Origin of the sequence: Microbacterium sp. SD291 (assembly GCF_017355365.1) — a bacterium.
Lineage (GTDB): Bacteria > Actinomycetota > Actinomycetes > Actinomycetales > Microbacteriaceae > Microbacterium.
On the sequence record NZ_JADIJR010000007.1, the window covers coordinates 74,179 to 100,055 of the forward strand.

Annotated in this window: 26 protein-coding genes; 7 read left to right on the forward strand and 19 right to left on the reverse strand. The window is 71.1% G+C overall.

Features of this window, described 5'->3' with window-relative positions:
* Nucleotides 1–42: 42 nt before the first annotated feature.
* Nucleotides 43–552: a phosphoribosyltransferase gene (locus tag IPV10_RS05925; protein WP_207481471.1), complete on the forward strand. Its 510-nt coding sequence runs from the start codon at nt 43–45 to the stop codon at nt 550–552.
* A gap of 24 nt (nt 553–576) precedes the next feature.
* Here IPV10_RS05925 and IPV10_RS05930 read toward each other — a convergent pair whose 3' ends face one another.
* The 9 genes from IPV10_RS05930 to IPV10_RS05970 form a co-directional block, all read right to left on the reverse strand.
* Nucleotides 577–2,100: an ATP-dependent DNA ligase gene (locus IPV10_RS05930; RefSeq protein ID WP_207481473.1), complete on the reverse strand. Its 1,524-nt coding sequence runs from the start codon at nt 2,098–2,100 to the stop codon at nt 577–579.
* Between the two features lie 116 nt (nt 2,101–2,216).
* Entirely contained in the window at nt 2,217–2,987 is a 771-nt protein-coding gene (locus IPV10_RS05935; RefSeq protein WP_207481475.1) for an enoyl-CoA hydratase/isomerase family protein, read from the reverse strand.
* A gap of 13 nt (nt 2,988–3,000) precedes the next feature.
* Nucleotides 3,001–4,167, reverse strand: a complete 1,167-nt coding sequence (gene paaE / locus IPV10_RS05940; RefSeq protein WP_207481477.1) for a 1,2-phenylacetyl-CoA epoxidase subunit PaaE — start codon at nt 4,165–4,167, stop codon at nt 3,001–3,003.
* Nucleotides 4,167–4,697, reverse strand: a complete 531-nt coding sequence (gene paaD / locus IPV10_RS05945; RefSeq protein WP_207481479.1) for a 1,2-phenylacetyl-CoA epoxidase subunit PaaD — start codon at nt 4,695–4,697, stop codon at nt 4,167–4,169. The genes paaE and paaD overlap by 1 nt, the downstream gene beginning before the upstream one ends.
* Entirely contained in the window at nt 4,691–5,467 is a 777-nt protein-coding gene (gene paaC, locus IPV10_RS05950) for a 1,2-phenylacetyl-CoA epoxidase subunit PaaC (protein WP_242684699.1), read from the reverse strand. The genes paaD and paaC overlap by 7 nt, the downstream gene beginning before the upstream one ends.
* A 107-nt stretch (nt 5,468–5,574) precedes the next feature.
* A complete protein-coding gene (paaB, locus tag IPV10_RS05955) occupies nt 5,575–5,901 on the reverse strand; it encodes a 1,2-phenylacetyl-CoA epoxidase subunit PaaB (protein ID WP_207481484.1) in 327 nt (108 codons plus the stop codon).
* Nucleotides 5,901–6,881 carry a 1,2-phenylacetyl-CoA epoxidase subunit PaaA gene (gene paaA, locus IPV10_RS05960; protein WP_207481486.1) on the reverse strand — a complete coding sequence of 327 codons (981 nt, stop codon included), beginning with the start codon at nt 6,879–6,881 and terminating at the stop codon, nt 5,901–5,903. Before paaA ends, paaB begins: the two co-directional genes overlap by 1 nt.
* Nucleotides 6,882–6,968: 87 nt before the next feature.
* The gene (locus IPV10_RS05965) at nt 6,969–7,388 is read right to left on the reverse strand and encodes a pilus assembly protein CpaE (protein ID WP_207481488.1); all 420 of its coding nucleotides are present in this window, start codon (nt 7,386–7,388) and stop codon (nt 6,969–6,971) included.
* Nucleotides 7,389–7,416: 28 nt separating this feature from the next.
* Complete coding sequence (locus IPV10_RS05970) at nt 7,417–8,184, reverse strand: IclR family transcriptional regulator (protein ID WP_207481490.1); 768 nt, start codon at nt 8,182–8,184, stop codon at nt 7,417–7,419.
* Nucleotides 8,185–8,353: 169 nt separating this feature from the next.
* On the opposite strand from IPV10_RS05970, the gene dhaK reads away from it, so the two are divergent.
* From dhaK to IPV10_RS05990, 4 genes are all read left to right on the forward strand, one after another.
* Nucleotides 8,354–9,346 (forward strand): dihydroxyacetone kinase subunit DhaK, encoded by a 993-nt coding sequence (gene dhaK, locus IPV10_RS05975; RefSeq protein WP_207481492.1) that lies wholly within the window; start codon nt 8,354–8,356, stop codon nt 9,344–9,346.
* A gap of 88 nt (nt 9,347–9,434) precedes the next feature.
* Nucleotides 9,435–10,079, forward strand: coding sequence for a dihydroxyacetone kinase subunit DhaL (gene dhaL / locus IPV10_RS05980; protein ID WP_207481495.1), 645 nt, complete (start codon nt 9,435–9,437; stop codon nt 10,077–10,079).
* The gene (gene ptsP / locus IPV10_RS05985) at nt 10,079–12,592 is read left to right on the forward strand and encodes a phosphoenolpyruvate--protein phosphotransferase (protein WP_207481497.1); all 2,514 of its coding nucleotides are present in this window, start codon (nt 10,079–10,081) and stop codon (nt 12,590–12,592) included. The genes dhaL and ptsP overlap by 1 nt, the downstream gene beginning before the upstream one ends.
* Nucleotides 12,593–12,652: 60 nt before the next feature.
* A complete protein-coding gene (locus IPV10_RS05990; protein ID WP_207481499.1) occupies nt 12,653–14,773 on the forward strand; it encodes a RecQ family ATP-dependent DNA helicase in 2,121 nt (706 codons plus the stop codon).
* Between the two features lie 8 nt (nt 14,774–14,781).
* Here the strand turns inward: IPV10_RS05990 and IPV10_RS05995 are convergent, their stop codons facing one another.
* Genes IPV10_RS05995 through pdhA form a run of 10 tightly spaced genes read right to left on the reverse strand, consistent with a single transcriptional unit; the run spans nt 14,782 to nt 24,674 of the window.
* Nucleotides 14,782–15,114 (reverse strand): HepT-like ribonuclease domain-containing protein, encoded by a 333-nt coding sequence (locus IPV10_RS05995; protein ID WP_207481506.1) that lies wholly within the window; start codon nt 15,112–15,114, stop codon nt 14,782–14,784.
* Nucleotides 15,111–15,605, reverse strand: a complete 495-nt coding sequence (locus IPV10_RS06000; RefSeq protein WP_207481508.1) for a helix-turn-helix domain-containing protein — start codon at nt 15,603–15,605, stop codon at nt 15,111–15,113. The genes IPV10_RS05995 and IPV10_RS06000 overlap by 4 nt, the downstream gene beginning before the upstream one ends.
* Nucleotides 15,606–15,662: 57 nt before the next feature.
* Nucleotides 15,663–16,052, reverse strand: coding sequence for a hydroxyphenylacetyl-CoA thioesterase PaaI (paaI, locus tag IPV10_RS06005; RefSeq protein ID WP_207481510.1), 390 nt, complete (start codon nt 16,050–16,052; stop codon nt 15,663–15,665).
* Nucleotides 16,053–16,081: 29 nt separating this feature from the next.
* Nucleotides 16,082–18,181: a phenylacetic acid degradation bifunctional protein PaaZ gene (gene paaZ, locus IPV10_RS06010; protein ID WP_207481512.1), complete on the reverse strand. Its 2,100-nt coding sequence runs from the start codon at nt 18,179–18,181 to the stop codon at nt 16,082–16,084.
* Nucleotides 18,178–19,074 carry a 3-hydroxyacyl-CoA dehydrogenase family protein gene (locus IPV10_RS06015; protein ID WP_207481514.1) on the reverse strand — a complete coding sequence of 299 codons (897 nt, stop codon included), beginning with the start codon at nt 19,072–19,074 and terminating at the stop codon, nt 18,178–18,180. Before IPV10_RS06015 ends, paaZ begins: the two co-directional genes overlap by 4 nt.
* Nucleotides 19,071–19,802: an enoyl-CoA hydratase/isomerase family protein gene (locus IPV10_RS06020; protein WP_207481515.1), complete on the reverse strand. Its 732-nt coding sequence runs from the start codon at nt 19,800–19,802 to the stop codon at nt 19,071–19,073. Before IPV10_RS06020 ends, IPV10_RS06015 begins: the two co-directional genes overlap by 4 nt.
* Nucleotides 19,799–20,986, reverse strand: a complete 1,188-nt coding sequence (locus IPV10_RS06025; protein WP_207481517.1) for an acetyl-CoA C-acyltransferase — start codon at nt 20,984–20,986, stop codon at nt 19,799–19,801. The genes IPV10_RS06020 and IPV10_RS06025 overlap by 4 nt, the downstream gene beginning before the upstream one ends.
* A gap of 27 nt (nt 20,987–21,013) precedes the next feature.
* Nucleotides 21,014–22,510 carry a dihydrolipoamide acetyltransferase family protein gene (locus tag IPV10_RS06030; protein ID WP_207481519.1) on the reverse strand — a complete coding sequence of 499 codons (1,497 nt, stop codon included), beginning with the start codon at nt 22,508–22,510 and terminating at the stop codon, nt 21,014–21,016.
* Nucleotides 22,507–23,535 carry an alpha-ketoacid dehydrogenase subunit beta gene (locus tag IPV10_RS06035; protein ID WP_207481521.1) on the reverse strand — a complete coding sequence of 343 codons (1,029 nt, stop codon included), beginning with the start codon at nt 23,533–23,535 and terminating at the stop codon, nt 22,507–22,509. Before IPV10_RS06035 ends, IPV10_RS06030 begins: the two co-directional genes overlap by 4 nt.
* Entirely contained in the window at nt 23,532–24,674 is a 1,143-nt protein-coding gene (pdhA, locus tag IPV10_RS06040) for a pyruvate dehydrogenase (acetyl-transferring) E1 component subunit alpha (RefSeq protein WP_242684693.1), read from the reverse strand. Before pdhA ends, IPV10_RS06035 begins: the two co-directional genes overlap by 4 nt.
* Before the next feature lie 113 nt (nt 24,675–24,787).
* Between pdhA and IPV10_RS06045 the strand changes: the two genes are divergently transcribed.
* Together IPV10_RS06045 and IPV10_RS06050 are read left to right on the forward strand one after the other, a co-directional pair.
* Complete coding sequence (locus IPV10_RS06045; RefSeq protein ID WP_207481522.1) at nt 24,788–25,225, forward strand: Lrp/AsnC family transcriptional regulator; 438 nt, start codon at nt 24,788–24,790, stop codon at nt 25,223–25,225.
* A gap of 25 nt (nt 25,226–25,250) precedes the next feature.
* Nucleotides 25,251–25,874: a TetR/AcrR family transcriptional regulator gene (locus IPV10_RS06050; RefSeq protein WP_207481524.1), complete on the forward strand. Its 624-nt coding sequence runs from the start codon at nt 25,251–25,253 to the stop codon at nt 25,872–25,874.
* The last annotated feature ends 3 nt before the right edge of the window (nt 25,875–25,877 follow it).

Consider the following 25,877-nt stretch of genomic DNA (forward strand, 5'->3'; position numbering starts at 1 on the left):
GTGAGGGATGCCGAGGATGCTCGCATCCGACAGAATGGGCCGGTGACCGATGCATCGAACGAGCGCGAGACGCTGACCTGGGACGGCTTCGGATCGGCGACGAGGGACCTCGCCCGCACGATCCTCAACAGCGGCTTCGAGCCGGAGGTCGTCGTCGCGATCGCCCGCGGCGGGCTGCTGCCGGCCGGCGCCATCGCCTACGGACTCGGCGCGAAGAACTGCGGTGCGATCAACGTCGAGTTCTACACCGGCATCGGCACCGTGCTCGACGCGCCGGAGGTGCTGCCGCCCGAACTCGACATGGCCTATCTCGACGGCCGCAGGGTGCTCCTCGTCGACGACGTCGCCGACTCGGGTCGCACGCTCGCGCTCGCCGTGCAGCTGCTGAAGGAGAAGGGCGCGGACGTGCGCTCGGTGACGATCTACACCAAGCCCTCGACGATCATCCAGCCCGACTACGCCTGGAAGGACACCGATCTCTGGATCAACTTCCCGTGGTCGTTCCAGGGCACGGTCCGTGAAGAGGATCTCGGGCTCGCGCCCTCGGCCTGAGCCGCTGAAAGGGGTCGGCGAACCTCAGCCCCGCAGCAGCGCGCGCAACGACTGGATCGTGTCGGCCTCGGCCGCCGTCTTGTCGGGGCGGTACGCCTTCACACGGGCGAACCGCAGCGCGATCCCGCCGGGATACCGCGGTGATCGCTGCACGCCGTCGATCGCGATCTCCACGACGAGCTCGGGCCGCAGGAAGACGCCGCCTGCCGCCCGGTGCGTCTCGTACTCGGGGAACGTCTCGGTCTGCCACTTCAGCAGCGCATCCGTGAGTCCCTTGAACGTCTTGCCGACCATCACGAAGTTGCCCGGCTCGCCGAACTCGCCCTCCGGGTCGCGCGCGCCCAGATGCAGGTTCGACAGCCAGCCCCGCCGGCGCCCTGATCCCCATTCGGCGGCGAGCACGACGAGGTCGTACGTGAGCACCGGCTTGACCTTGATCCAGGACTTCCCCCGGCGCCCAGCCGCGTACGGCGATTCGATCGCCTTGACCACGACCCCCTCGTGACCGGCGGCCAGCGCCTCGCGAGACAGCTGCTCGGCGGTATCCGCGTCGTCTGTGACGATTCCGGGCATCCGCCATTCGCCGGCGATGCGCTCGAGCTCGCCCAGTCGCACGCTGAGCGGCTCGTCGGTGAGGTCGCGGCCGTCGACGTGCAGGACGTCGAAGAACCACGGGCGCAGCACGAGCTCACGGGAGACGTCGGCGCCGAATCGCGACATGGTCTCCTGGAAGGGCCGCGGGCCGCCGTCCTCGTCGAGGGAGAGTGTCTCGCCGTCGAGGATGAGGTCGGATGCCGGGAGGGCGCGCACGATCTCGACGATCTCCGGCACCCGGTGGGTGACGTCGGCGAGGCTCCGCGTGTACACGCCGACGTGGTCGCCGTGGCGATGCACCTGGATGCGCGCACCGTCGAGCTTGTACTCGACGGATGACTCCCCGGTGATCTCCAGGGCGGCGGTCGCGCTCGCGGCGGTGGCGGCGAGCATCGGGAGCACCGGACGGCCGACGACGAGCCCGACCGTGTCGAGCTCTCCCGGCGTGCCGGTGAGGGCGAGCAGCGCCGTCTCACCGAGATCGCCGGAGAGCATGGCCGCACGCCGGACCACGGCGGGCGGGCGATCCGAGGCACGTGCGATCGCATCGAGCAGCACTCCCTCGAGAGCGCCGGTGCGCAGCTCGCCGAGCATCGCGCGCGCGAGGAAGTCCCACTCCGCCGCCGTCGCGCGAGAGGCGAGCGCGGTGAGGTGCCTGTTGCGCGCAGCAGCCGATCCGGAGCCGGAAGCCGTCGCGAGTTCGGTCAGAGCGGCATCGACATCGGCGATGCTCAGCGAGGGAGCATCCGCGTGGATGACATCGAGCACCGAGAGACCGCGCCAGCCGACGCCGAGCCGCCCCTGGCGGGGGCTCGCGCGCAGGATCCCGATGAGCACCGGGATCTCGGCGGCATCCGCCTGCCTGAGCAGCCGCGTCAGGGCGTCGATCTTCGCGAGCCTCGACGACGTGGCCGCGACCTCACCTGCGGTGGCGACGACCTCAGCGAGCTTCATGTCGGCATTCTCGCACCGGCATCCGACATCCGCGTCTGCCGACGCCGTTCCGGTCGCACTCGGGCACGGTCCGCGGCTGCCGGACCGGGTCGAACTGCGACCGGAGCCCTGGAGCCTCAGCGCCCGGTGAACTCCGGACGCCGCTTCTCCTGGAAGGCCGCGAAGCCCTCGCGGTAGTCCTCGGTGTCGCACAGTGCCGCCTGGGCGGCGTTCTCGATGTCCACCGACTCCCACAGCGCCAGCCGCTCCTCGCGGATGCGGGCGATCAGCTGCTTGCTCGCGACGAAAGCCGCGGTGGCACCGCGAGCTGCGGCGGCAGCGGCATCCGTTGTCGCCTCGACCACCTCGTCGTCGGGGAACACGCGCGAGAACAGGCCGGAGGCGACCGCCTCGGTGCCGTTCATGAGCCGGCCGGTGTAGATGAGGTCGAGCGTCTTGTGCGCGCCGAGCCGCTCCAGGAACAGCGAGTGCCCGCCGGAGTCGAGGGTCGCGCCGAGCGCCGCGAACGGGGAGCCGATCTTGGCCGACTCGGCGACGTAGACGACGTCGGTGGCGATGAGAAGCCCGAGTCCGACCCCGAGGCATGCGCCGTGCGCGACCGCGAAGGTCGGCGCGGGGAAGCGCGACATCCGCTGCAGCAGGGGCGTCACCAGCCCGCCGAGGTAGCCCATGACGTCGTCGTCGCGCGGGTCGATGTCGGAGATGTCACGTCCTGCGCAGAATGCTCGTCCCTGACCGCGGAGCACGAGGGCGCGAACCCCGGCCGACTCGGCCTCCTCGTACGCCACGTCGAGTCCGTGCAGCGCCTGCTCGTCGAGTGCGTTGAGCTTCGCGGGGGCGTTCAGGACGACGGTGGCGACGCCGTCGTGGATGGTGAGTTCGATCATCGGATGCTCCGTTTCACACGTCGTAGTCGACCACGAGGCGATCGCTGGTGGGATGGGACTGGCAGGTCAGCACGTAGCCGCGCTCGAGCTCGTCCGGCTCCAGCGCGTAGTTCTCAGTCATCGTCACGCTGCCCTCGATCACGCGCGCGCGGCACGTGCCGCAGACGCCGCCCGCGCAGGCGAACGGCGCGTCGGGGCGGACCCGCAGCGCCGCGTTGAGCACCGACTCGTGCGCGTCGACCGGGCTCTCCACCGTCGAGGAGACGCCGTCGAGATTCACCTCGATGCGCACCGTCTTCTCGCCGGCGTGCACTTCGACCGGTCGCGCCGTGCGCAGCGGCTCGTCGCCGGTCGTGAACAGCTCGAAGCGGATGTGCTCCCGGGGCACGCCGACATCGGCGAGCACCTCGCGGCAGAGGTCGACGAGCGAGAGCGGGCCGCACAGGAACCACTCGTCGACGTCGGCCGGGTCGATGAGCACCCGGAGGATCGTCCGCAGCTTCTCCTCGTCGATCCGGCCCGACAGCACTGGCGCCGTGCGCTGCTCGCGGGAGAGCACGTGGTGCAGGGTGAGCCGGGTCGGGTAGCGGTCCTTGAGGTCGGCGAGGTCCTCCAGGAACATCACGTCCAGCGTCGAGCGATTCGTGTACAGCAGCGTGAAGCGGGAGGTGTCGGACCTCGTCAGCACGGTGTGCGCGAGCGCCATCAGCGGGGTGATGCCGGAGCCCGCGGCGATGCCGACGACGTGACGGTGATCGAGGTCCTCGAGTCCGGAGGTGAAGGTGCCCTGCGGGCTCATCACATCGATCTCGAAACCCGGATGCAGTCCCGTCTGGGCCCAGGTCGAGAAGAGGCCGCCCTCGTCCCGCTTGACCGCGACGCTGAGCCGGGTCGGGCGCCCGTCCGTGCGATGCTCCGGTGCGCGGCACAGCGAGTACGACCGTCGGATCTCCGAACCCTCCAGGGTGGTGCGCAGCGCCACGTACTGACCGGGGAGGTGGTCGTAGTCGTCGGCCAGCTCTGCGGGCACGGTGAACGTCACCTCGACGGCATCGTCGGTGAGAGGGCGGACGTCCTCGACGGTCAGGGTGTGGAATCGGGCCCGCTTGCGCTCGCCGGATGCCGGGAGGGGAGGGGCGGATGCCGGCGAGGCGGCGCCGGGCGAGGTGAACAGCGACATCAGTGCACCTTGAAGTGGTCGAAGGGCTCGAGGCAGGCGCGGCATTCGAACAGCGCCTTGCACGAGGTGGATCCGAAGCGGGAGACCTCGCGGGTGTCCAGCGAGCCGCACCGCGGGCAGCGGACGCTGAGCGCGAGCCGGATCGGGCCGGCGCCCTTCGACAGGCTCAGGGACCCAACCGCCGCGCGACCCGAGGGCGGGGCGATGCCGTACTCGGAGAGCTTGCGCTTGCCGGCATCCGACATCCAGTCCGTGGTCCACGCGGGGGAGAGCACGAGACGGACCTCGACGTCGTCGTAGCCGGCCGCGGTCAGCGCGAGGATCACATCGTCGCGGATCACGTCCATCGCGGGGCAGCCGCTGTAGGTGGGGGTGATGTCGACGCGGACGGAGTCGCCGTCGACCTCGACGGCCCGGAGCACCCCGAGGTCTTCGATGCTCAGCACGGGGACCTCCGGATCGGGCACGGATGCCGCGATCCGCCAGGCGTCCTCGGCCACCGGTCCCTGAGCCTGTCGAAGGGTCACCATGATGCCCCCGGATGACGCCTTGCCAGCACCTGCATCTCGGCGAGGATGTGGCCGAGCGGGGTGGAGTGGGCGCCGTGCCGGCCGCCCGCAGATGAGGCGGCCACGGCGGGAACGGTGAGCTCTGCCTCGGCGAAGACTGTGTCGACGACGACGTCGAACCCGGCGCGCAGGGAGGAGGGGCGCACGGCGGCGTCGCCGAGGCGATCGATCAGCGGCTCGTCACGGAACAGCTCGTCGGCGTACGGCCATACGTCGCCGAGGGCGCGGACGATCCGGCTCCGGGACTCCTCGGTGCCGCCGGCCAGGCGGAGCACCCACTGCACGGCGTGATCGCGGTGGTAGTCGACCTCCTTGAGTGACTTCTCGGCGATCGCTGCAAACGTCTCGTCGGTGCTCGCGCGCAGGGCGGAGTACAGCTCGAACATGTACGTGGACACGATGAACTGGCGGGCGATGGTCTGCGCGAAGTCGCCGTTGGGCTGCTCGACGATCCAGGAGCTTCGGAACTCCGGCTCGTCGCGGAAGTACGCGAGGTCGTCTTCGCTGCGGCCGTCGTAGGAGCCGGCGTAGTGGAGGAAGGAGCGGGCGTGACCGAGCAGGTCGAGCGCGATGTTGCCGAGCGCCACGTCCTCCTCGAGCTCGGGGGCGCGCGAGATCCAGTCGCCGAACTGCTGCGACAGGATCAGGGCGTCGTCGCCCAGCCAGAGCGCGTACTCGGCGATGTCGGCGGATGCCGCGACAGCGCCCGTGCCGGCGAGCTCCTCGCTCAGCTGAAGCTGGTCGACCGTGACGTCGCCATGGGGGGACGTATCGAGGTCGGGTCGCTTCGTTTCGTCTCGCTCCTTCGTCGCTCGCTCAACGACCGGGGGCTTCTCGCTCACAGGTGCGGCACCCCCTCGGACGCGGTGTAGTACACCGCGTGGCGGTAGTTCTTGCCGGCTGGGCTCTCGAAGTACGCGCCCTTCGCGTCGGGGTCGCTCGTGGTGATCGCCTCGGCGGGGACTGCCCAGATCGACACGCCCTCACCTCGCCGCGTGTAGAGGTCACGCGCGTTGCGGATCGCCATCTCGGCATCCGGAGCGTGCAGCGATCCGACGTGCACGTGGCTGAGTCCGCGGTTCGCGCGGACGAAGATCTCCCAGAGGGGCCACACTTCCCGCTGGGTCCCTGAGCTTGTCGAAGTGCCGGCGCCGGGGGTCGCCATCACGCCACCTTCCCTTCTGCGCGAAGGGCGTGCTTGCGGGCATACTCGGCTGCGGCCTCGCGCACCCAAGCGCCTTCCTCATGGGCGGTGCGGCGGCGCTCCAGGCGCTCGGCGTTGCAGGGCCCGTTGCCCCGGAGCACCTCGAAGAACTCGTCCCAGTCGATCTCGCCGATGTCGTACTGCCCGCTCTCCTCGTTCCATGCGAGGTCGGGGTCGGGCAGCGTCACGCCGAGGATCTCCGCCTGCGGCACGAGCATCCCGACGAAGCGCTGGCGCAGCTCGTCGTTGGAGAAGCGCTTGATCTTCCACTTCATCGACTGCGCCGAGTTCGGCGACTGGTCATCCGGCGGCCCGAACATCGCGAGGCTCGGCCAGTACCAGCGGTTCACGGCATCCTGCGCCATCTGGCGCTGCTCCTCGGTGCCCTGCATCAGGCTCAGCAGGATCTCGAATCCCTGGCGCTGGTGGAAGGACTCCTCCTTGCACACGCGCACCATGGCGCGGCCGTACGGGCCATAGGAGGCGCGGCACAGCGGCACCTGGTTGCAGATGGCCGCGCCGTCGACGAGCCAGCCGATCGCGCCCATGTCGGCCCAGGTCGGGGTGGGGTAGTTGAAGATCGACGAGTACTTGGCCTTGCCGCTGATGAGCTGGTCCATCATCTCGTCGCGGGTGATGCCGAGCGTCTGGGCGGCGGAGTAGAGGTAGAGCCCGTGTCCGGCCTCGTCCTGCACCTTCGCCATCAGGATGGCCTTGCGCTTGAGGCTCGGTGCGCGCGTGATCCAGTTGCCCTCGGGCTGCATGCCGATGATCTCGGAGTGCGCATGCTGGCTGATCTGGCGGATCAGCGTCTTCCGGTACGCGTCCGGCATCCAGTCGCGGGGCTCGATGCGCTGCTCGTTCGCGATCAGCTCGTCGAAAACGCGCTCTTCTTCGGAGAGGTCCCCCTCGACGAGGGAGAGGTCTGCGGGACTGGTCATCGTCGACTCCTCGGCATCCGGTCTTCTTTACTGACCGATCGTTAGGTAATTCTGACACAGGTGGATGCCATTCTTCAAGGCGGCCCCTCAGCGGGATCGTGAGATGAGCTCGAGCAGCGCCCGGCCGTACGCCTCGGCCGGGTCCGGATGCTCGAACTCGAGCGCCTCGCCGGCGATCTCTATCACCACCCGGAAGCTGTCCTCCAGGCGCACGAGCAGGCGGAACGTCCGGCGGAGCATGTCGCGCAGCTGATCCTCGCGGGGGAGCCACACCGCGTCGGCCAGGGTCACCGCATCGAGTGCCCACTCGGTGGTCCCGTTGAACGCGAGATCGGTGCCGCTGGGGGTCTGCCGGGCCTCGATCGTCATCTCGCTCACCGTGAAGACGTCGGCCTCCGCCTCGAGCTCGACCTCATCGGGAAGGTCGAGCTGGAACCGGTCGCCCTCGGCCGGGTGCCAGACGAGGCCGGCGTCTCGGAGTGCGACGGCAAGTTCGCGGGTGATCATCCATCCACGCTAGACGAACCGATGCCGGTCAGTCGTCGATCGGCGCGATGCGAGGCGGCCAGGTCGTCGCGCCGAGCTCGCGCGAGATGTTGCGGGCCGTCTCGCGCAGGGCGTTGAGGACGGTGTCGGATGCCGGTGTCCCCGAGGTCGGCATCACCACGGCGACAGCCGCGACGATGTCGTTCGAGGCATCCGCGACCGGGGCCGCGATCGACGACTCGCCGAGCACCGCCTCGTCTAACTCGCTCGCGCTGCCCCGTTCGGCGATGGCCGGCAGTTCGAGGGTGAGTCGGGCGACGTCGGTGATGGTGTCGCCGGTGAGGCTGCGCAGCGGCTGCTCGAAGACCGTCCGCTGGAACCCGAGGTCGTATGCGAGGAGCACCTTGCCCATCGCCGAGGCGTGCGCGGGGATCGCCACGCCGGTCTCGAGCATCTGCTGGCTGTCGTCGGGGCGCAGGTTGTGGTGGATCACGAGCACCTCGTGGAAGTGCGGCGCGCCGAGCCGCACCGACATGCTCGTGCGCCGGGCGAGCTCCTGGGTCCAGCGCATAGCCCGTGCGCGCACGTCGAGCGTGTCGAGGTAGACATTGCTGAGGCGGAGCAGCGTCGGCCCGAGCATGTAGCGCTGACCGCCGCGCTCCTTCGCGACGAGCCCGTGCTCGCGCAGCGACTTCACGATCCCGTGCACGGTGGACGGCGGAAGACCCAGCGCGAGTGCGAGGTCGGTGATGCCGAGATGGCGCGCGCCTTGAAGCAGTTCGAGCACCTTCGCGGCGCGATCGATGGCCTGGATCATGGGGCCTCCTCCTTCCGGTGCGTCGTCGAGCCGGGTTAGTCGAGTCGTCTCGATCGATCTTGACAAGTCGACTGGCTCCGAGCATATTCGACATTGACGAATAACTTTCCGATTTTCGCGAATGATCTTCGCGAGAATCCGCACGGCCGAGATCAAGGGAGATCGCACGATGAAGAAGCTCATCAACGCACCGGAGGACGTACTCGTCGAGTCGCTACGGGGAGTCGCGCTCGCGCACCCCGAGCTGGCCGTCGATCTCACCACCCACGTCATCACGCGCGCCACGCCGAAGGAGCAGGGCAAGGTCGCGGTGGTCTCGGGCGGCGGGTCGGGGCACGAGCCGCTGCATGGAGGCTTCGTCGGGCTGGGGATGCTCGACGCCGCGGTCGCCGGCGAGGTGTTCACCTCGCCCACGCCCGATCGGGTGCAGGCTGCGACCAAGGCCGTCGACCGCGGGGCCGGCGTGCTGCACATCGTGAAGAACTACACCGGCGACGTGCTCAATTTCGAGATGGCCGCCGAGCTCGCCTCGATGGAGGGGATCGAGGTCGGCACGGTCGTGGTCGACGATGACGTCGCCGTGCAGGATTCCCTGTACACGGCGGGACGGCGTGGCGTCGGCCTCACGGTGCTGCTCGAGAAGCTCGTCGGCGCGGCGGCCGAGGAGGGGCGCGATCTGGCGTCCGTCGTCGAGCTCGCCAAGCGCATCAACGGCGACGGGCGCTCGATGGGGATGGCCCTGACGAGCTGCACCGTGCCCGCCGCGGGAAAGCCGACCTTCGATCTCCCCGACGACCAGATGGAGATCGGCATCGGCATCCATGGCGAACCGGGCCGTCACCGGGAGCCACTCGCCCCGGCATCCGACATCGCCCGTCAGCTCGTCGAGCCGATCCTGGCCGATCTCGGCTCCGCAGGGCCGGCGATCGTCATGCTCAACGGCATGGGAGCGACGCCGCTCATCGAGCTGTACCTGATGTACGGCGAGGTCGCCGCGCTCCTGGAGAAGGCCGGCGTACGGATCGCGCGCAACCTGGTCGGCAACTACATCACGTCTCTCGACATGGCCGGATGCTCGGTCACGGTGCTCAAGGCGGACGACGAGCTGCTGCGGCTCTGGGACGCGCCGGTGAACACGCCGGGACTCCGCTGGGGCGCGTGACCCACCCGATTCCGGTCGCACTTCGCGCCAGTGCCAACGCTCGGCACTGTGCTGAAGTGCGACCGAAACAGCTGTGAAAGGACTTCGCATGACCACCACCATCGACACCTCCACCCTTCTCGACTGGATCTCGCGGTTCCGCGACGCCGTCACCGAGAAGCGCGAGTGGCTCACTGAACTGGACTCGGCGATCGGCGACGCCGATCACGGCGCCAACATGACCAGGGGCATGGCGGCCGTCGTGGAGAAGCTCGACGGCGGGGCGCCCGCGACGATCGACGAGCTGCTGAAGACCGTCGGCATGACCCTGGTCAGCTCGGTCGGCGGCGCGAGCGGCCCGCTGTACGGCACCCTGTTCCTGCGCATGGGCATGGCGGCGGGGGCGGTCGAGCAGGTCGATTCCGCCGGGCTCGCCGCGGCTCTGCGGGCGGGACTCGACGGGATCGTCGCCCGCGGCAAGGCCGAGGCGGGCGACAAGACGCTCTTCGATGCGATGGCGCCCGCGGTGGACGCCTTCGACGTCGCCGTCGCCAGGGAGATCCCCATCGCGGACGCCGCTCGCGGAGCCGCGGACGCAGCGGCGGCAGGGCGCGACGCCACGCTGCCGCTCGTGGCGCGCAAGGGTCGCGCGAGCTACCTGGGCGAGCGGAGCGCCGGGCACCTCGATCCGGGTGCCGCGTCGATGGCGATCCTCTTCGAGACCCTGGCCGCGGCGATCGCGGGCGCCAGCTGATGATCGGCATCGTCGCCGTCTCCCACAGCGCACGGCTCGGGGAGGCGGCACTCGAGCTCGCCCTCCAGATGGTGCCGGGCGGCGGCGTGCGAGTGCAGGTCGCGGCCGGTGCGGGAGCGGATGCCGAGGGCAGGCCGATCCTCGGCACGGATGCCGTCGCCGTCGCCGGCGCGATCGACGAGCTCGCGAACGACTGCGACGGCGTGCTCGTGCTGATGGACCTCGGCTCCGCCGTGCTGAGCGCGGAGCTCGCCCTCGAGCTGCGTGAGAGCGACGTGCCGGTGCGGCTCGCCCCGGCGCCGTTCGTCGAGGGGCTGCTCGCCGCGGTCGTGTCCGCCGCGGCCGGCGGGACGCTCGACGCGGTCGCCGACGAGGCGACGGCGGCGCTCGGCTCGAAGAGCGGGCAGCTGGGGGAGCCGTCGCCGCCCTCGCCGTCACCTGCTTCCGGCTTGACAGCGCCGGCAGCCGAGCGGGGCGCTGTCATCCGCACCGTCCTGGTGCGAAACCCGCTCGGGATCCACGCGCGACCGGCCGCCCTGATCGCCGAGGCCTCCACCGGCGCCGACGTCCGGCTCCGCCGCCTCCCGGACGGCCCCGAGGCGGGGGCCGCGAGCCTGTCCCGCCTTCTCCTCCTCGGTGCGCGTCACGGCGACGAGGTCGAGCTGTCGTCGTCGGGGGACGGCGCCGAGGCCGCGCTCGATCGCCTGTCGGCGCTCTTCGAGGACGGTTTCGGAGAGGGGACTGCGCCGGTGGTGGAAGACGACGCGCGCAAGACGGACGACGCCGGACCCGCGGTGGCGCCGAAGGCCGACGCACCGGGAGTGCGCGTCGAGACCTTGGTGATCCCCGCCGGCACGGTACTGCGCGGGCGCGGCGTGAGCGGCGGCCTGGCCGCGGCATCCGTCGTCCACCTCGCACCGCCGCTTCCCGAGCCGGCGATGGGTGATCCGGTCGACCCTGCCGAACGAGAATCCGAGGTGTCAACGATCGAGTGGGCGGCCGTCGCGGTCGCAGACGAGCTGCGGGCCAGGGCGGCCGAGGTGACGGGGGAGGGCAGGGCCATCCTCGATGCTTCGCGGCTGCTGGCATCCGATCCCGAGCTCGTCGCCGAGGCGTCTGCGCTCGTCCGGTCGAAGGGGCGCAGCGCGGCGCGCGCGGTCTGGGAGACGGCGTCGGCGCACGAGAACGCGCTCTCGGCACTCGGTGGCCGCATGGCCGAGCGGGTGGCCGACATCCGCGATGTGCGCGACCGCATCGTGGCCGAGATCCTCGAGGTCGAGATGCCTGGCGTGCCGCGCCGCGACGAGCCGTTCGTGCTGGTCGCCCCCGACCTCGCCCCTGCCGACACCGCCTCCCTCGAGGGAGGGCACTGCGTGGCGATCGTCACCGAGCAGGGCGGACCCACGTCGCACACGGCGATCATCGCCCGTGCCCTCGGGCTTCCCGCGGTCGTCGGCGCAGTCGGCGCGACCGGGATCCCCGCTGGTCTCACCGTGCTCGTCGACGGCGACTGCGGCACGGTCGAGGTCGATCCGCCGCGGGCGAAGGTGCAGGCAGCGAGGGCTGCGGCGGTGACTGTTCCGTTCGACGGCACCGGCCGGCTCGCCGACGGGACGGCTGTATCCCTGCTCGCGAACGTCGGCGGCGCGGCCGACGCGGCGATCGCGGCCGGCGCGCACGCCCAGGGCGTCGGACTGTTCCGCACCGAGTTCTGCTTCCTCGACCGGCTCGAGGCGCCGAGCATCGACGAGCAGGTCGCGGCCTACCGTGGCGTGCTCGCCGCGTTCCCGGAGCGCAGGGTCGTGGTGCGGACGCTCGATGCCGGCAGTGACAAGCCGCTGCCGTTCGCGAACGCGGACAGCGAGGAGAATCCGGCGCTCGGCGTGCGCGGGCTGCGCATCGCGCGGCGGTCTCCGGCGCTGCTGGACGATCAGCTGCGGGCTCTCGCGATGGCCGCAGAGGCGGAGCGCGCGGCCGTCGAGGTGATGGCGCCGATGGTCGCCACGGTCGAGGAAGCCAGGGACTTCGCAGAGCATGCGCGCTCGGCGGGTCTCTCGAGGGTCGGCATCATGATCGAGACGCCTTCGGCGGCGCTGCTCGCCGCGGAGATGCTCGAGGTCGTCGACTTCGTGAGCATCGGCACCAACGATCTGGCGCAGTACACGCTGGCGGCGGATCGGATGCTCAGCGACCTCGGAGAGCTCAACGATCCATGGCAGCCTGCCGTGCTGCGCCTGATCGGCGCCGTCGGGACGGCGGGTCGCGCGGCGGGTCTCGCTGTCGGCGTGTGCGGTGAGGCGGGAGCGGACCCTGCGCTCGCGCCAGTGCTGGTCGGGCTCGGGGCCACCTCGCTCTCCATGACCTCCCGGTCGCTCGGCCGGGTCGCGGCGGCGCTGGCGGCTGTGACCGACGAGCAGTGCCGGGAGGCCGCTGCCGCGGTGCTCGGGGCGGCGACCGCAGACGAGGCTCGCGCCGCGGCATCCGCTGCCATCGGCGGTCCGCGGGCGCACTGACTGTCCGGCGCCGAGCCGACTGACAGCCGACGTGTCGGTGACGTGCGGCAGAGTGGGAGCATGACCACCGCCACAGACACTCGCGACGCCGCCCTCGCCGCACTGCGCGAACTCGTCGGGCGGCCGGATGCCGGCTTCCACGACGGGCAGTACGAGGCCATCGAGGCGCTCGTCGACGGGCGCCGCCGCGCACTTGTCGTGCAGCGCACGGGCTGGGGCAAGTCGGCGGTGTACTTCGTCGCGACCCTGCTGCTGCGTCGTCAGGGCGCGGGCCCGACCGTGCTGGTCTCGCCGCTGCTCGCCCTGATGCGCGACCAGATCGCGGCCGCCGAGCGCGCCGGGGTGCGCGCGGTCGCGATCAACTCCACGAACGCGCACGAGTGGAGCGACGTGCTGGCGCAGCTCGACCGTGACGAGGTCGACGTGCTGCTGGTCTCGCCGGAGCGGCTCAACAACCCCGCGTTCCGCGAGCAGCAGCTGCCGGCGCTGGTCCGCCGCATCGGGATGCTGGTGGTCGACGAGGCGCACTGCATCAGCGACTGGGGGCACGACTTCCGCCCCGACTACCGGCGACTGCGCGACCTGATCGCGCAGATGCCGGCCGAGGTGCCGGTGCTCGCGACCACCGCGACGGCGAACAGCCGTGTCGTCGCCGACGTCGCCGAACAGCTCGGCACGGGGGAGCCGGATGCCGGCGCCGAGAGGACGCAGGTGCTCACGATCCGCGGTCCGCTCGCGCGCACATCGCTGCGGCTCGGCGTGCTGCGGCTGCCCAGCTCGGCGGCCCGGCTGGCCTGGCTGCTGAGCCACATCGACGATCTTCCCGGCTCGGGGATCATCTACACGCTGACGGTCGCCGCGGCGGTCGACACCGCGAGGCTGCTGCGAGAGCACGGCCACGACGTGCGCGCCTACACCGGGCAGACGGATGCCGACGAGCGCGAGGAGTCCGAGGGGATGCTCAAGCGCAACGAGGTCAAGGCGCTGATCGCGACGAGCGCCCTGGGTATGGGATTCGACAAGCCGGACCTCGGCTTCGTGCTGCACCTCGGAGCGCCGTCCTCGCCGGTCGCGTACTACCAGCAGGTCGGGCGTGCCGGCCGTGCCAGCGAGAGCGCCGATGTGCTCCTGCTGCCCGGCGTCGAGGACCGCGACATCTGGCACTACTTCGCGACCGCGTCGATGCCCGACCGGGAGCGCGCGGAGCGCGTGATCGCCGCGCTCGGGGATCAGCCGATCTCGACGCCGGCGCTCGAGGCGATGGTCGACATCCGCCGGACGCCGCTCGAGCTGCTGCTGAAGGTGCTCGACGTCGACGGTGCGGTCCGCCGAGTCCAGGGCGGATGGGTCGCCACGGGCGAGCCTTGGACGTATGACGCCGAGCGCTATGAGCGCATCGCGGCCGAGCGTCTCGCCGAGCAGCAGCACATGATCGACTACGAGCAGACCGGCGGGTGCCGGATGGAGTTCCTGCAGCGGTCGCTCGATGACGACACCGCCGCGCCGTGCGGCCGGTGCGACAACTGCGCGGGCGTCTGGTTCCCTCAGGAGGTCGCCGCCGACGCGAATGCGCAGGCCACTCAGTCGCTGGATCGCGTCGGCATCCCTATCGAGCCGCGCAAGCAGTGGCCGACCGGCGCCGACCGGCTCGGCGCTCCGGTCAAGGGGCGCATCGCCCCCGGCGAGCAGGCGGCAGAAGGGCGCGCGCTGGCACGTCTCACCGACCTCGGCTGGGGCGGGGCGCTGCGCGAGCTGTTCGCCTCCGGTGCGCCGGACACAGCCATCTCGCCTCAACTGCTCGGCGGGTGCGTCCGCGTGCTCGCCGAGTGGGGCTGGGCTGAGCGCCCCGTCGCGGTGGTCGCGATGCCTTCACGCTCCAAGCCGCAGCTCGTGGACTCCCTCGCGCGTGGCCTTGCCGAGGTCGGCCGCCTGCCGTACCTCGGCGCCCTCGAGCCCGTCGACGGCGGGCCGACAGGGCAGCCCGGCGGCAACAGCGCCTTCCGGCTCGCCGGACTCTGGAACCGGCTCAGCGCCGACGGGCTGGAGGAGGTCCCCGCGGGCCCAGTGCTGCTCGTCGACGACATGGCCGACAGCCGGTGGACGCTCACGGTCGCCGCGCGGGCTGTGCGTCAGGCGGGAGCGACCGAGGTCCTGCCGTTCGTCCTCGCACTGCGCGGGTGAGGCACGGCTCACCCCGGGCGGCGACTCAGCATCCGCGCGACAGCTTGGCTCCATTCGGGCATGTGGGTGCGGGCGGTCGCCGTGACGATCGCGTGGGTCGTGTCGAAGGACCGATGCGCGAGGTGGTCGCGCATGCGCGCGATCTCCGCCCACGGAATGCCGGGCTCGGCCGCCGCCAGTGAGTCGTCGAGGTCTTTGACTGCCTCGCCGATCTCGATCAGACGCACTCGGATGGCATCGAACACGATCTCCTCGTCGACATCGGCGCGTCGGTCGTAGCGCGTGATGGCCTCGCAGGCAGCGGCGATGTCGTGCAGCCGGTCGTCGATGCGCCGGATCACAGCACGACTCCCTCGCGTTCGATCGCTGCCGCGACGGCCGGTCTGAGTCCGTCATTCGGAACGAGATCGACAGAACGGCCGAGCACGGCCTCTGCCTCTCGCTGCATGCGCAGGAGGCCGAAGATGCCGGTCGCCGGGGGGACGTCGACGACGAGATCGATGTCACTGGAATCGGAGTCATCGCCACGCGCCACACTGCCGAAGACCCGAATCCGCTGTGCCCCGAGAGGCCGCAGTGCGCGACGCAGCTCCTCCGAATGAGCGAGGACGTTGTCGAGCATCCGATCGCTGTGTCTCGGCTGCGGTGAGATCTCGATCGCGAGGCCGGCCGCCGACACGAGCCGGTCCACAGCGTCGAACGAAGGCTCGCGGCGTCCGTTCTCGTACTCGCTGACGACGCTCTGGGTCATCCCTGCCAGCCGAGCGAGGGCGGCCTGCGTCAGCCCGCTCTCCTTGCGGGCGTGCCGGAGAACTGCCGCTGCGCGTCCCATGCCGAGAGTTTATCGCTTATCCGCGATATCATCGATGGGCGATACCGATAGCGGTCGTCAGCCGACTGCGCGGTTCGTGGTGATCGAACGGCCGCGGAACTCGGCGACCGCGTCTCCGGTCTCGTCTGTCACGGTCACGTCGTACACGCCGGTGCGGCCGTTGAGCGCACGCCGCACGGCGGTCGCCGTCAGCGTCTGGCCCCCACCCGTCGACCTCAGGAACGTGATGTCGGCACCGGCGGCGACGGTCACCCGCTCGTCTTCGTTGCACGCGATCGCGAACGCCGTGTCGGCCAGGGCGAACACGAGCCCGCCGTGGGTGATCGCGAAGCCGTTCAGCATGTCCTCCCGGACGCGCATCGAGACCACCGCGCGACCGGGCTCGTCCAGCTCGACGACCATCCCCAGCATCGCCGAGGCCTGATCGCGCTGCATCATCTTCCTCATCGGACTCCTCGTTGGCTCCTCGATGATCCTCAGGCGAGCACGGCCGCCGCGACCGGCTCCTTGCTCACCAGCGTCAGCACGTCGTACGTCGCGACGATCTCGTCGTCCTGATTGCGGATCACGGCATCCCAGCGCACCTCGCCGTACTCGTCGGTCTCGCGGGGGGTGATCTGCTTCGCCGTCAGTTCGACGCGGATCGTGTCGCCGGGGGAGACCGGCGTGACGAACCGCAGGTTCTCCAGGCCGTAATTGGCGAGCACGGGGCCGGGCTCGGGGTCGACGAACAGGCCGGCCGCCCATGACACCAGCAAGTATCCGTGCGCGACCCGGCCGGGGAAGAACGGATTCGCCGCCGCGGCCTTCTCGTCCATGTGCGCGTAGAACGTGTCGCCCGTGAAGTGCGCGAAGGTCTCGATGTCGTCCAGGGTCACTTCGCGGGAGGCGGAGACGATCTGGTCGCCGATCCGCAGTTCCGCGAGCGACTTGCGGAACGGATGCCGGCCGCTGCTGTTCGCCGCGGCTCCCGCGTGCCATACGCCGGTCAGCGCCGTGAGCATCTCGGGGGAGCCCTGCACGGCGGTGCGCTGCATGTGGTGCAGAACGGCACGGATGCCGCCGAGCTCTTCGCCGCCGCCGGCGCGCCCCGGACCGCCGTGCACGAGGTTCGGCAGCGGGGAGCCGTGACCTGTGGACGAGCGGGCGTCGTCGCGGTCGAGCAGCAGCATGCGTCCGTTGAACGGCGCGATCCGGGTCGCGAGCTCCACGGCCTGCACCGGGTCATGCGTGGCGATGCTGGTGACGAGCGAGCCGCCGCCGCGGGCGACGAGCGCGGCGGCCTCGGCGGTCGTGCCGTAGGTGAGCAGAGACGACACCGGGCCGAAGGCCTCGACGTCGTGCACGGCATCCGCCTGCGGGTCATCGAACCGCAGCAGCACCGGCGAGACGAACGCGCCGTCGGGTGCGGCGCCGGTGCTTCCGTCGGCGTGGCGCACTTCCGGAGCATCCGTCGTGCCGACGACGACCCGGCCGCCGGCATCCTGCAGCCGGCGCACCTGGCGGAGCACCTCGTCCCGCTGCGCGCTCGAGGCGAGCGGGCCCATCGTGACGCCCTCGGCTCGCGGGTCTCCGAGCACCGTCTTCTCGTCGATCCGAGCCTGCACGGCGGCGATCACGGCATCGGCCGTGGCGGCCGGGACGATCGCGCGGCGGATCGCGGTGCACTTCTGCCCGGCCTTGGCCGTCATCTCGGTCACGAGCTGACGCACGTAGGCGTCGAACTCGGGCGTGCCCTCGACCGCGTCGGTGCCCAGCACCGAGGCGTTGATCGAGTCGGTTTCGGCGGTGAACCGCACGCCACCGGTCTGCACGGCGGGGTGGGCCTTCAGCGACTCGGCCGTCGAGGCGCTGCCGGTGAAGCCGACGATGTCGCCGAGACGCAGGTTCGCGAAGAGGTCGGGGACGCTGCCGCTGATGAGCTGCAGCGAGCCCTCGGGGAGGAGCCCTGACTCGACCAGGATGCGCACCATCGCCTCGGCGAGGTACCCGGTCGGGGTGGCCGGCTTCACGACGGTCGGCATGCCGGCGAGGAACGCCGGGGCGAGCTTCTCCAGTGAGCCCCAGACGGGGAAGTTGAAGGCGTTGATCTGCACCGCGACGCCGGGGAGCGTCGTGTACACGTGACGCCCGAGGAACGAGCCGTCCTTCGAGAGCGGCTCGACGGGCCCGTCGACGTGCACCCTGCTGTTCGGGAGCTCGCGGCGGCCCTTGCCGGAGTAAGAGAACAGCACGCCGATGCCGCCGTCGATGTCGACCCAGGAGTCGACCTTCGTGGCGCCGGTGCGCGCCGAGAGGGCGTAGAGCTCTTCCTTGCGCTCCGTGAGCGCGAGGGCGAACTGCTTGAGCAGCAGCGCGCGCTGGTGGAAGGTGAGGGCGGCGAGGCTCGCGTGGCCCGCGGTGCGGGCGTACTCGAGCGCCCCCGCGAGGTCGAGCCCCTCGGTCGACACGCGCCTGACGACCTCTCCCGTGGAGGCGTCGCGCACCTCGGTGCCCTTCGACAAGCTCAGGGACCCAGCGGGGGAGGACGGCGTCCACCATCCGCCCTGGACGTAGCTCGGCAGGTAGTCGGTCATCTCTCCTCGTTCCACACGTAGAATCCTTCGCCGGCCTTGCGGCCCAGCTTCCCCTCGGCGACCCGCCGGCGCAAGAGCGCCGGCGGCTCGAATCTCGGCCCGAGCTCCCGGGCCAGCTCCTCGGCGATCCCGAGGCGCACGTCGAGGCCGACGACGTCGGTGGTGCGCAGCGGCCCCATCGGATGCCGGTAGCCGAGCGTCATCGCGGCATCGATGTCCTCCGCCGACGCGACGCCCTCCTCGAGCATCCGGATCGCCTCGAGCCCGAGCATGACGCCGAGGCGCGAGGAGGCGAACCCGGGGGAGTCGCGCACCACGATCGCGGTCTTGCCGAGGGCCGTGACCCAGACGCGGGCGGCCTCGGTCACATCTGCGGCGGTGGCCGCGCCGTGCACGATCTCGACCAGGGCCGAGGCCGGCACCGGATTGAAGAAATGCAGGCCGAGGAAGCGCGCGGGGCGCAGGCGGGTCGCGGCGAGGTCGTCGATCGAGATCGACGACGTGTTGCTCGCGAGCACCGCGTGCGGCGGCATTGCGGCCTCGGCGCGGGCGAGCGACTGCTCCTTGAGGTCGCGATCCTCGGGGACGGCCTCGATCACGAGGTCGCAGTCGCCGAAGGCTGCGGCATCCGAGCCGGTCGTCAGACGGCCGGTGATCGCTGCCACGTCGAGGCCTGCGTCGCGCTCGGCGGAGCGGCGGATGCTGTCGCCGATGCGCTCCGCGGCGGCATCCGCGCTGGCCTGGTCGCGCTCGACGACGCTCACGCGGGATCCGGCGAGCAGGAACGCGTGCGCGATGCCGGCGCCCATGCGCCCGCCGCCGAGCACGCCGACGCGTTCAGGGGCGCCCTGCGTCTCGTCGCTGCGCTCCTCGCTCAGGAACCGGGTGGTCATCGTCTCTTCCTCTCCAGGAACTCGGTCATCCGGCGATGCTTCTCCGGCGACTCGAACAGCTCGGCCTGCAGCTCCAGCTCGATCGCGGGATGCTGCGCCCGCGGCGTCCGGATGGCGCGCTTGGTGTGCCGCGTGGCGAGCGGGTCGTTCGCGGCGATGCGGTCGGCGATCGCGTGGGCCGCATCGAGCAGCTCGTCTGCGGGGTGCACGGCCGAGACCAGTCCCCATTGCAGCGCCTCGTCGGCATCCAGCGTCCGGCCGGTGAGGAGCAGGTCGCTCGCCCGGGCCTCGCCGACGATCTCGGGGAGCCGCCAGGTCGCCCCCGCGGCCGCTATGATGCCGAGGCCGGTCTCGGGGTTGCCGATCCGCAATGACGGGGTGGCGATGCGGATGTCGGCGGCGTAGGCGAGCTCAGCCCCGCCGCCGAGCGCGTAGCCGTCGATAGCCGCGATGACCGGCATCGGCAGGTCGTTGATGCGGATGAAGGCCATCGCGTTGATGCCCTTTCGCGCGTCCGCGGCGGTGCGCTCGCGAAGCTGCGCGATGTCGGCTCCGGCGGCGAACACTCCGCCGGAGCCGGTGAGGATGAGGGTTCGCGGGGCGACCTCGAGCCGCGCGCACAGGGAGTGCAGCGCGTCGATCGTGTCCTGATCGATCGCGTTGCGCTTCTCCGGGCGATCCAGGGTCGCGACCACCCGGTCGGCGTGTTCCTCGATGTGCAGGGTCATCGGACGCGCTCCACGATCATCGCGGTGCCCTGGCCGACGCCGACGCACATCGTGGCGAGGCCGCGCTCGGCGTTCTCGCGTTCCATCCGACCGAGCAGCGTGACCACGATGCGGCAGCCGCTCGAGCCGAGAGGGTGGCCGAGCGCGATCGCCCCGCCGTCGCGGTTCACGATCGCCGGGTCGAGGCCCAGACGGCGGATCGAGGCGAGCGACTGGGTGGCGAAGGCCTCGTTGAGCTCCACGGCGCCGATGTCGCCGATCTCGAGACCCGCACGCTGCAGTGCCTTCTCGCTGGCGGGCACGGGGCCGAGGCCCATGATCTCGGGGGCGAGGGCGGCGGAGGTCGCCGTGACGATGCGGGCACGGGGCACGAGCCCGTACCGACGGACCGCCTCGGCGCTCGCGACGACGATCGCGGAGGCGCCGTCGTTGAGGGAGCTCGAGTTGCCGGCGGTGACGACCGACCCGCCGGCGACGACCGGACGGAGCGCGGCGAGCGCCTCCAGGCTGTTGTCGCGGCGCGGGCCCTCGTCGACGGCGACGTCGCCTGCGCGGGTCGGCACGGCGACGATCTCGTCGGCGAAGCGCCCGGCGTCGATCGCATCGACCGCGCGTTGCTGGCTGCGCAGGGCGAAGGCGTCGGCATCCGCCCTGGTGATGCCGTCGCGTCGCGCCACCTCCTCCGCGGTCTCCGGCATCGAGAACGTCGCCTTGTCCCGTGCGGCCAGACGCGGGTTCGTGAACCGCCAGCCGATCGACGTGTCGAAGGCGTCGCCGGGCTTGGCCCACGCGCGCTCCGGCTTCGCCTGCACCCAGGGCGCGCGGCTCATCGACTCCACTCCGCCGGCGATCATGAGCTCGGCATCGCCGGCGCGGATCGCCTGCGCCGCCATCGCGATCGCCGACATGCCGGAGGCGCACAGGCGGTTGACGGTGATCCCGGGGATGCCATCGGGAAGACCCGCGAGCAGCACGGCCATGCGCGCGACGTTGCGGTTGTCCTCGCCGGCCTGGTTCGCAGCTCCCAGGATCACCTCGTCGATCGCGTCGTCAGGGACGCCCGCACGGCCTGCGGCCTCGCGCACCACGAGGGCTGCGAGGTCGTCGGGGCGGACGCTCGCGAGAGCGCCGCCGTAGCGTCCGACCGGCGTGCGCACCCCGCCGACGAGGTACACGTCACTCATGGCATCTCCACGGTCTTGAGGCGGGCATCAGAGCCTCCCGAAGGCACGGAGCGGATGCTCGATGAGCTCGGTGACGCGGCGCAGGAACCCGGCGGCGTAGCCGCCGTCGCAGACCCGGTGATCGAACACCAGGGAGAGCTGCGCGATCCGGCGCGCGACGATCTGACCGTCCACGACCCACGGGCGCTCCAGGATCCGCCCGATCCCGAGGATCGCGACGTTCGGGTGGTTGATGATGGCCGCGGAGCCGTCGACGCCGAAGCCGCCGTAGTTGTTGAGCGTGAACGTCGAACCGCGCAGGCGCTCGGGCGGCATGGAGCCGGCGCGTGCGGTCTCGGCGAGCTCACGCAGCGTCGCATCGAGCTCGGCGGTTCTCAGGCTCTGCGCGCGGGGGATCACCGGGACCATGAGCCCGCGCGGGGTGTCCGCGGCGATGCCGAGATTCACTCCGTCGAACTCGATGACCTCGGTCGCGTCCGGGCTCAGCCGCGAGGCGAGCAGCGGGTGCTCCTCGAGGGCGATCAGCACGAAGCGGGCGATCAGGGCGGTGATCGACGGGGCGCGGCCGCCCTCGGGGGCCATCTCGCGACGGGCGTCCCACAGCGCTGTCGCGTCGACGTCGACCCACACGGTCGCCTCGGGGATCTCGGCCCGGCTGCGACTCATCGTCGCGTTCGCGGCCTTGCGCAGTGGAGACATCCGGGTCGTGCTCCGGACAGGGAGGCCGTCGATCTCGCCTTCGGTGGATGCACCGTCTGTCGCGGTGCCCGCGGCCTTGCTCGCGGGAGCGGATGCCGGGGCTCCGACCCCGTCCACGGCGTGATCGACTGCGGCGCGCAGCACGTCGGCGCGGGTGATCGCGCCATCCGAGCCGGTGCCGTTGAGCGTGTGCACGTCGAGTCCGAGATCGCGAGCGAGCCGGCGCACGATCGGGGAGCGCACGGCGACCGTGCGTCGCGGGGAGGGGGGCTCGTGAACGGCGGTCGTCTCGTCGGCCGCGGATGACGCGACGGTCCGAGAGACGGACGGGCCAGCCGGAGCGGGCGCGGGAGCGGATGCGTGCTTCGCGGCCGGGCGACGACGTCGTCCGATGCCGCCGCGCTCGGACGTGCCGTAGCCGATCAGCACGTTGCCTGAGCCGGCACGCTCCTCGGTGCGGTACGCCTCGTGCTCGGCATCCGCTGCCGGGGTCGCGGTCGGGTCCGGGCGTTTCGTCTCGCTTCGCTCGCTCAACGACCGGGTGGAGGCGGTCTCGCTCAACGCCCGAAGGGCTTCGGCAGGAGTCACCTCGAGCACCGGGGCGCCTACGTCGATCGTCTCGCCGGGCTCGCCGTGCAGGGCGGTGACGACGCCGGCATAGGGAGACGGCAGCTCGACGATGCTCTTGGCGGTCTCGACCTCGGCGATGGCCTGGTCGACGACGATGGTGTCGCCCACGGCGACGAGCCACTGCACGAGGCCGGCCTCGGTGAGGCCCTCGCCGAGGTCGGGCAGGCGGAAAACCTGCGGGGTCAGCGTCCTCATGACTCGTCTTCCCAGTGCAGCGAGTCGACAGCATCGAGGACACGGTCGACGTCCGGCAGGTACCAGTGCTCGAGCTTCGGCGGAGCGTACGGGGTGTCGAACCCGGTGACCTTGCGCACCGGCGCCTCGAGGTACTCGAAGCACCTCTCGAACACCCGCGCCTGGATCTCGGAGGCGACGCTCACGTGCCCTGGCGCCTCGGCGATCACGACGGCGCGTCCGGTCGAGCGCACCGCGGCGGTCACGGTGGCGTCGTCGAAGGGGGAGAGGGAGCGCACGTCGATGACCTGCAGGCTGCGCCCCTCGGCGGCTGCGGCGTCGGCGGCCTCGAGGGCCAGCGCCACGGAGGAGCCGTACGCGAGCAGCGTGGCGTCGGTGCCCTCACGGGCGATCCGGGCGGTGCCGAGCTCCGCGACGACCGAGGTGTCGACCTCGCCCTTCGTCCAGTACAGCTTCTTCGGCTCGAGGAACACCACAGGGTCCGGCGAGGCGATCGCCGTGCGCAGCATCGAGTACGCGTCCTGCGGGGTCGACGGGCTGACGACAGTGAGTCCGGGGGTGTGCGCGTAGTACGCCTCGGACGAGTCGCAGTGGTGCTCGACACCGCCGATGCCGCCGCCGAACGGGATGCGGATCACGATCGGCATCCGCATGCCGCCCCTGGTGCGGTTGCCGAGCTTCGCGACGTGGCTGACGATCTGCTCGAACGCGGGAAGCGCGAACGCGTCGAACTGCATCTCGACGACCGGGCGCATGCCGTTCATCGCCATGCCGACCGCGGTGCCGATGATGCCGGACTCCGCGAGCGGCGTGTCGAAGCAGCGGTCCTCGCCGAACCGCGCGGTGAGGCCGTCAGTGATGCGGAAGACGCCTCCGAGGGCGCCGACGTCCTCGCCGAACACGACCACGTCGTCGTCGGTCCGGATCGCATCGGCGAGTGCGAGGTTGAGCGCGGCGGCCATGCTCATGGTCGCGACCGTGGCGGTCTGCTCGTCGAGCCGAAGGTCGTCGTGTGCGATGGTCATCGTGCGCCTCCTGCGTTCTCGGCGGGCGTGCGCGCGATCTCGTCGCGCAGCAGCTGCCACTGCTCCTCGAGCTGAGGGGAGCGGGTCTCGGTCACGAACCGGAACAGGTCCTCGGGGTCGAGTTCGGAATCCGCGTTCAGCGCCGCGCGCATCGCCGCCGCGATCTCCTCCGCGCCGGCCGCGTACTGCGCCTCGAGCTCCTCGTCGAGGGCGCCCGCCGCGGTGAGGTGGGTGCGCAGCCGCAGCAGCGGGTCGCGCGCGACCCAGGCCTGGACCTCCTCGCGCTCCCGGTAGCGGGTGTCGTCGTCGGCGTTCGTGTGCGCCTGCATCCGGTAGGTGTGCGCCTCGACGAGCGTCGGGCCTCCGCCGGCTCGTGCACGCTCGACGGCCTCGCCGAGCACGGCGAGCACGGCGGCGACGTCGTTGCCGTCCACCCGCTGGCCGGGCATGCCGTAGCCGATCGCCTTGTGCGCGAGCGACGGCGCCGCGGTCTGCCGCGACAGCGGCACCGAGATCGCGAACTCGTTGTTCTGGATGAGGAAGACGACAGGCACATGGAACACGGCGGCGAAGTTCATCGCCTCGTGGAAGTCGCCCTCGCTGGTCGCGCCGTCTCCGCACAGGGCCAGCGCGACGGTGTCCTCGCCGCGCTGCTTGGCGGCGTACGCGAAGCCGACGGCGTGCAGCAGCTGCGTCGCGAGCGGGGTGGTCTGCGGAGCCACGCGGTGCGCGTGCACGTCATAGCCCGAGTGCCAGTCGCCCTTGAGGAGCACCAGCGCGTCGGCCGGGGCCACACCACGCCCGATCACGGCGACAGAGTCGCGGTAGGTCGGGAAGAGCCAGTCCTCGTCGCCGATCGCGAGCGATGCGGCCACCTGGCACGCCTCCTGCCCGTGCGAGGAGGGATAGACCGCCAGCCGGCCCTGGCGCACGAGCGCGCTGGCCTGGTCGTTGATCCGCCGGCCCTCGACCAGTCCGCGGTACGCCCGCAGCAGCGCGTCCGCGCCTGGTCGCTCGTAGTGCTCATCAGGCACCGCTGCGCCATCGGCGTCGATCAGTTGCACCGGGGTCTCTCGCGGCAGCATGTCCGTCGTCTGCATCCGTCCGCCCTCCTTGCCGAACTCGGGTGAAGCCAGCATGCCTCGTGCACGGCAATCGTCCAACATCTGTCGGTGAATCGTGGACGAATGCGTTCTGATTGTGAAGAATGGCGTCGAACTGTCAGAATTCGATGACAGAACGAAGGGGTGTCATGACCGCGCTCGATGAGATCGACCACGCCATACTCGCCGAGCTCAGGCGCGACGCCAGGGCATCGATGACGGCGATAGCGGATGTCGTGCACATCTCGCGCGCCGGGGCCCATGCGCGCATCAAGCGGCTCACGGACGCCGGCGTGATCACGGGATACTCGGTGCGCACCGATCCCGTCCTGCTCGGACACCATGCGTCGGCCTACGTCACGCTCGCGATCGAGCAGGCGACCTGGCAGGACGTGCGCGACCGGCTCCAGGCGATCCCCGAGGTCGAGCACATGGCGCTGGTCGGCGGCGACTTCGACGTGATCCTGCTCGTCCGGGCGAACGACGCGCGAGATCTTCGGCGGATCGTGCTGGAGGACATCCAGGCGATCCCGTCCGTGCGCTCCACGCGCACCACCCTGATCTTCGAGGACTTCTCCCGGGCCTGAGCCTCCTGCATGCCACACTGGGGCTGTGAGTCGGACAGTCAGCGGTGCGGATGCCGTGCGCCGGGGTCGCCCCGGATACGACCGCCGCGGTCTGCTGGATGCGGCGGTGGCCGTGTTCAACGAGTCGGGCTACGACGGCACCTCCGTCGCCGCCCTCGCGACGCGGCTCGGGCTGTCGAAGGCGGCGCTCTACCACCACTTCGCCTCCAAGGAGGAGATCCTCGAGACCGCACTCGCGGAGGCGCTCGACGGACTGGAGGGCGTGCTCACCGGATCGGATGCCCAGACCGGTTCGCAGACACAGATAGCCGGCGACCGGCTGGCCGAGGTGCTCCAGGGCGCGGTCGGCGTGCTGGTGGCGCACCTCCCGGCGGTCACACTCCTGCTCCGCGTCCGCGGCAACAGCGAGGTGGAGCGGCGGGCGCTCGAGCGCCGCCGCGCGTTCGACCATGCGGTCACCGCGATCGTCAGGGATGCGCAGCTCGACGGGGCCGTGCGGGCCGACGTCGACGCCTCGGTCGCCACCCGGCTGCTGTTCGGCATGGTGAACTCCCTCGTGGAGTGGTACAGGCCGGGCGGCGCGGAGGGCGCGGAGGCCGTGGCCAGGGACGTGCTCACCGTGGCGCTGGACGGCCTGCGCACGCGCTGACCC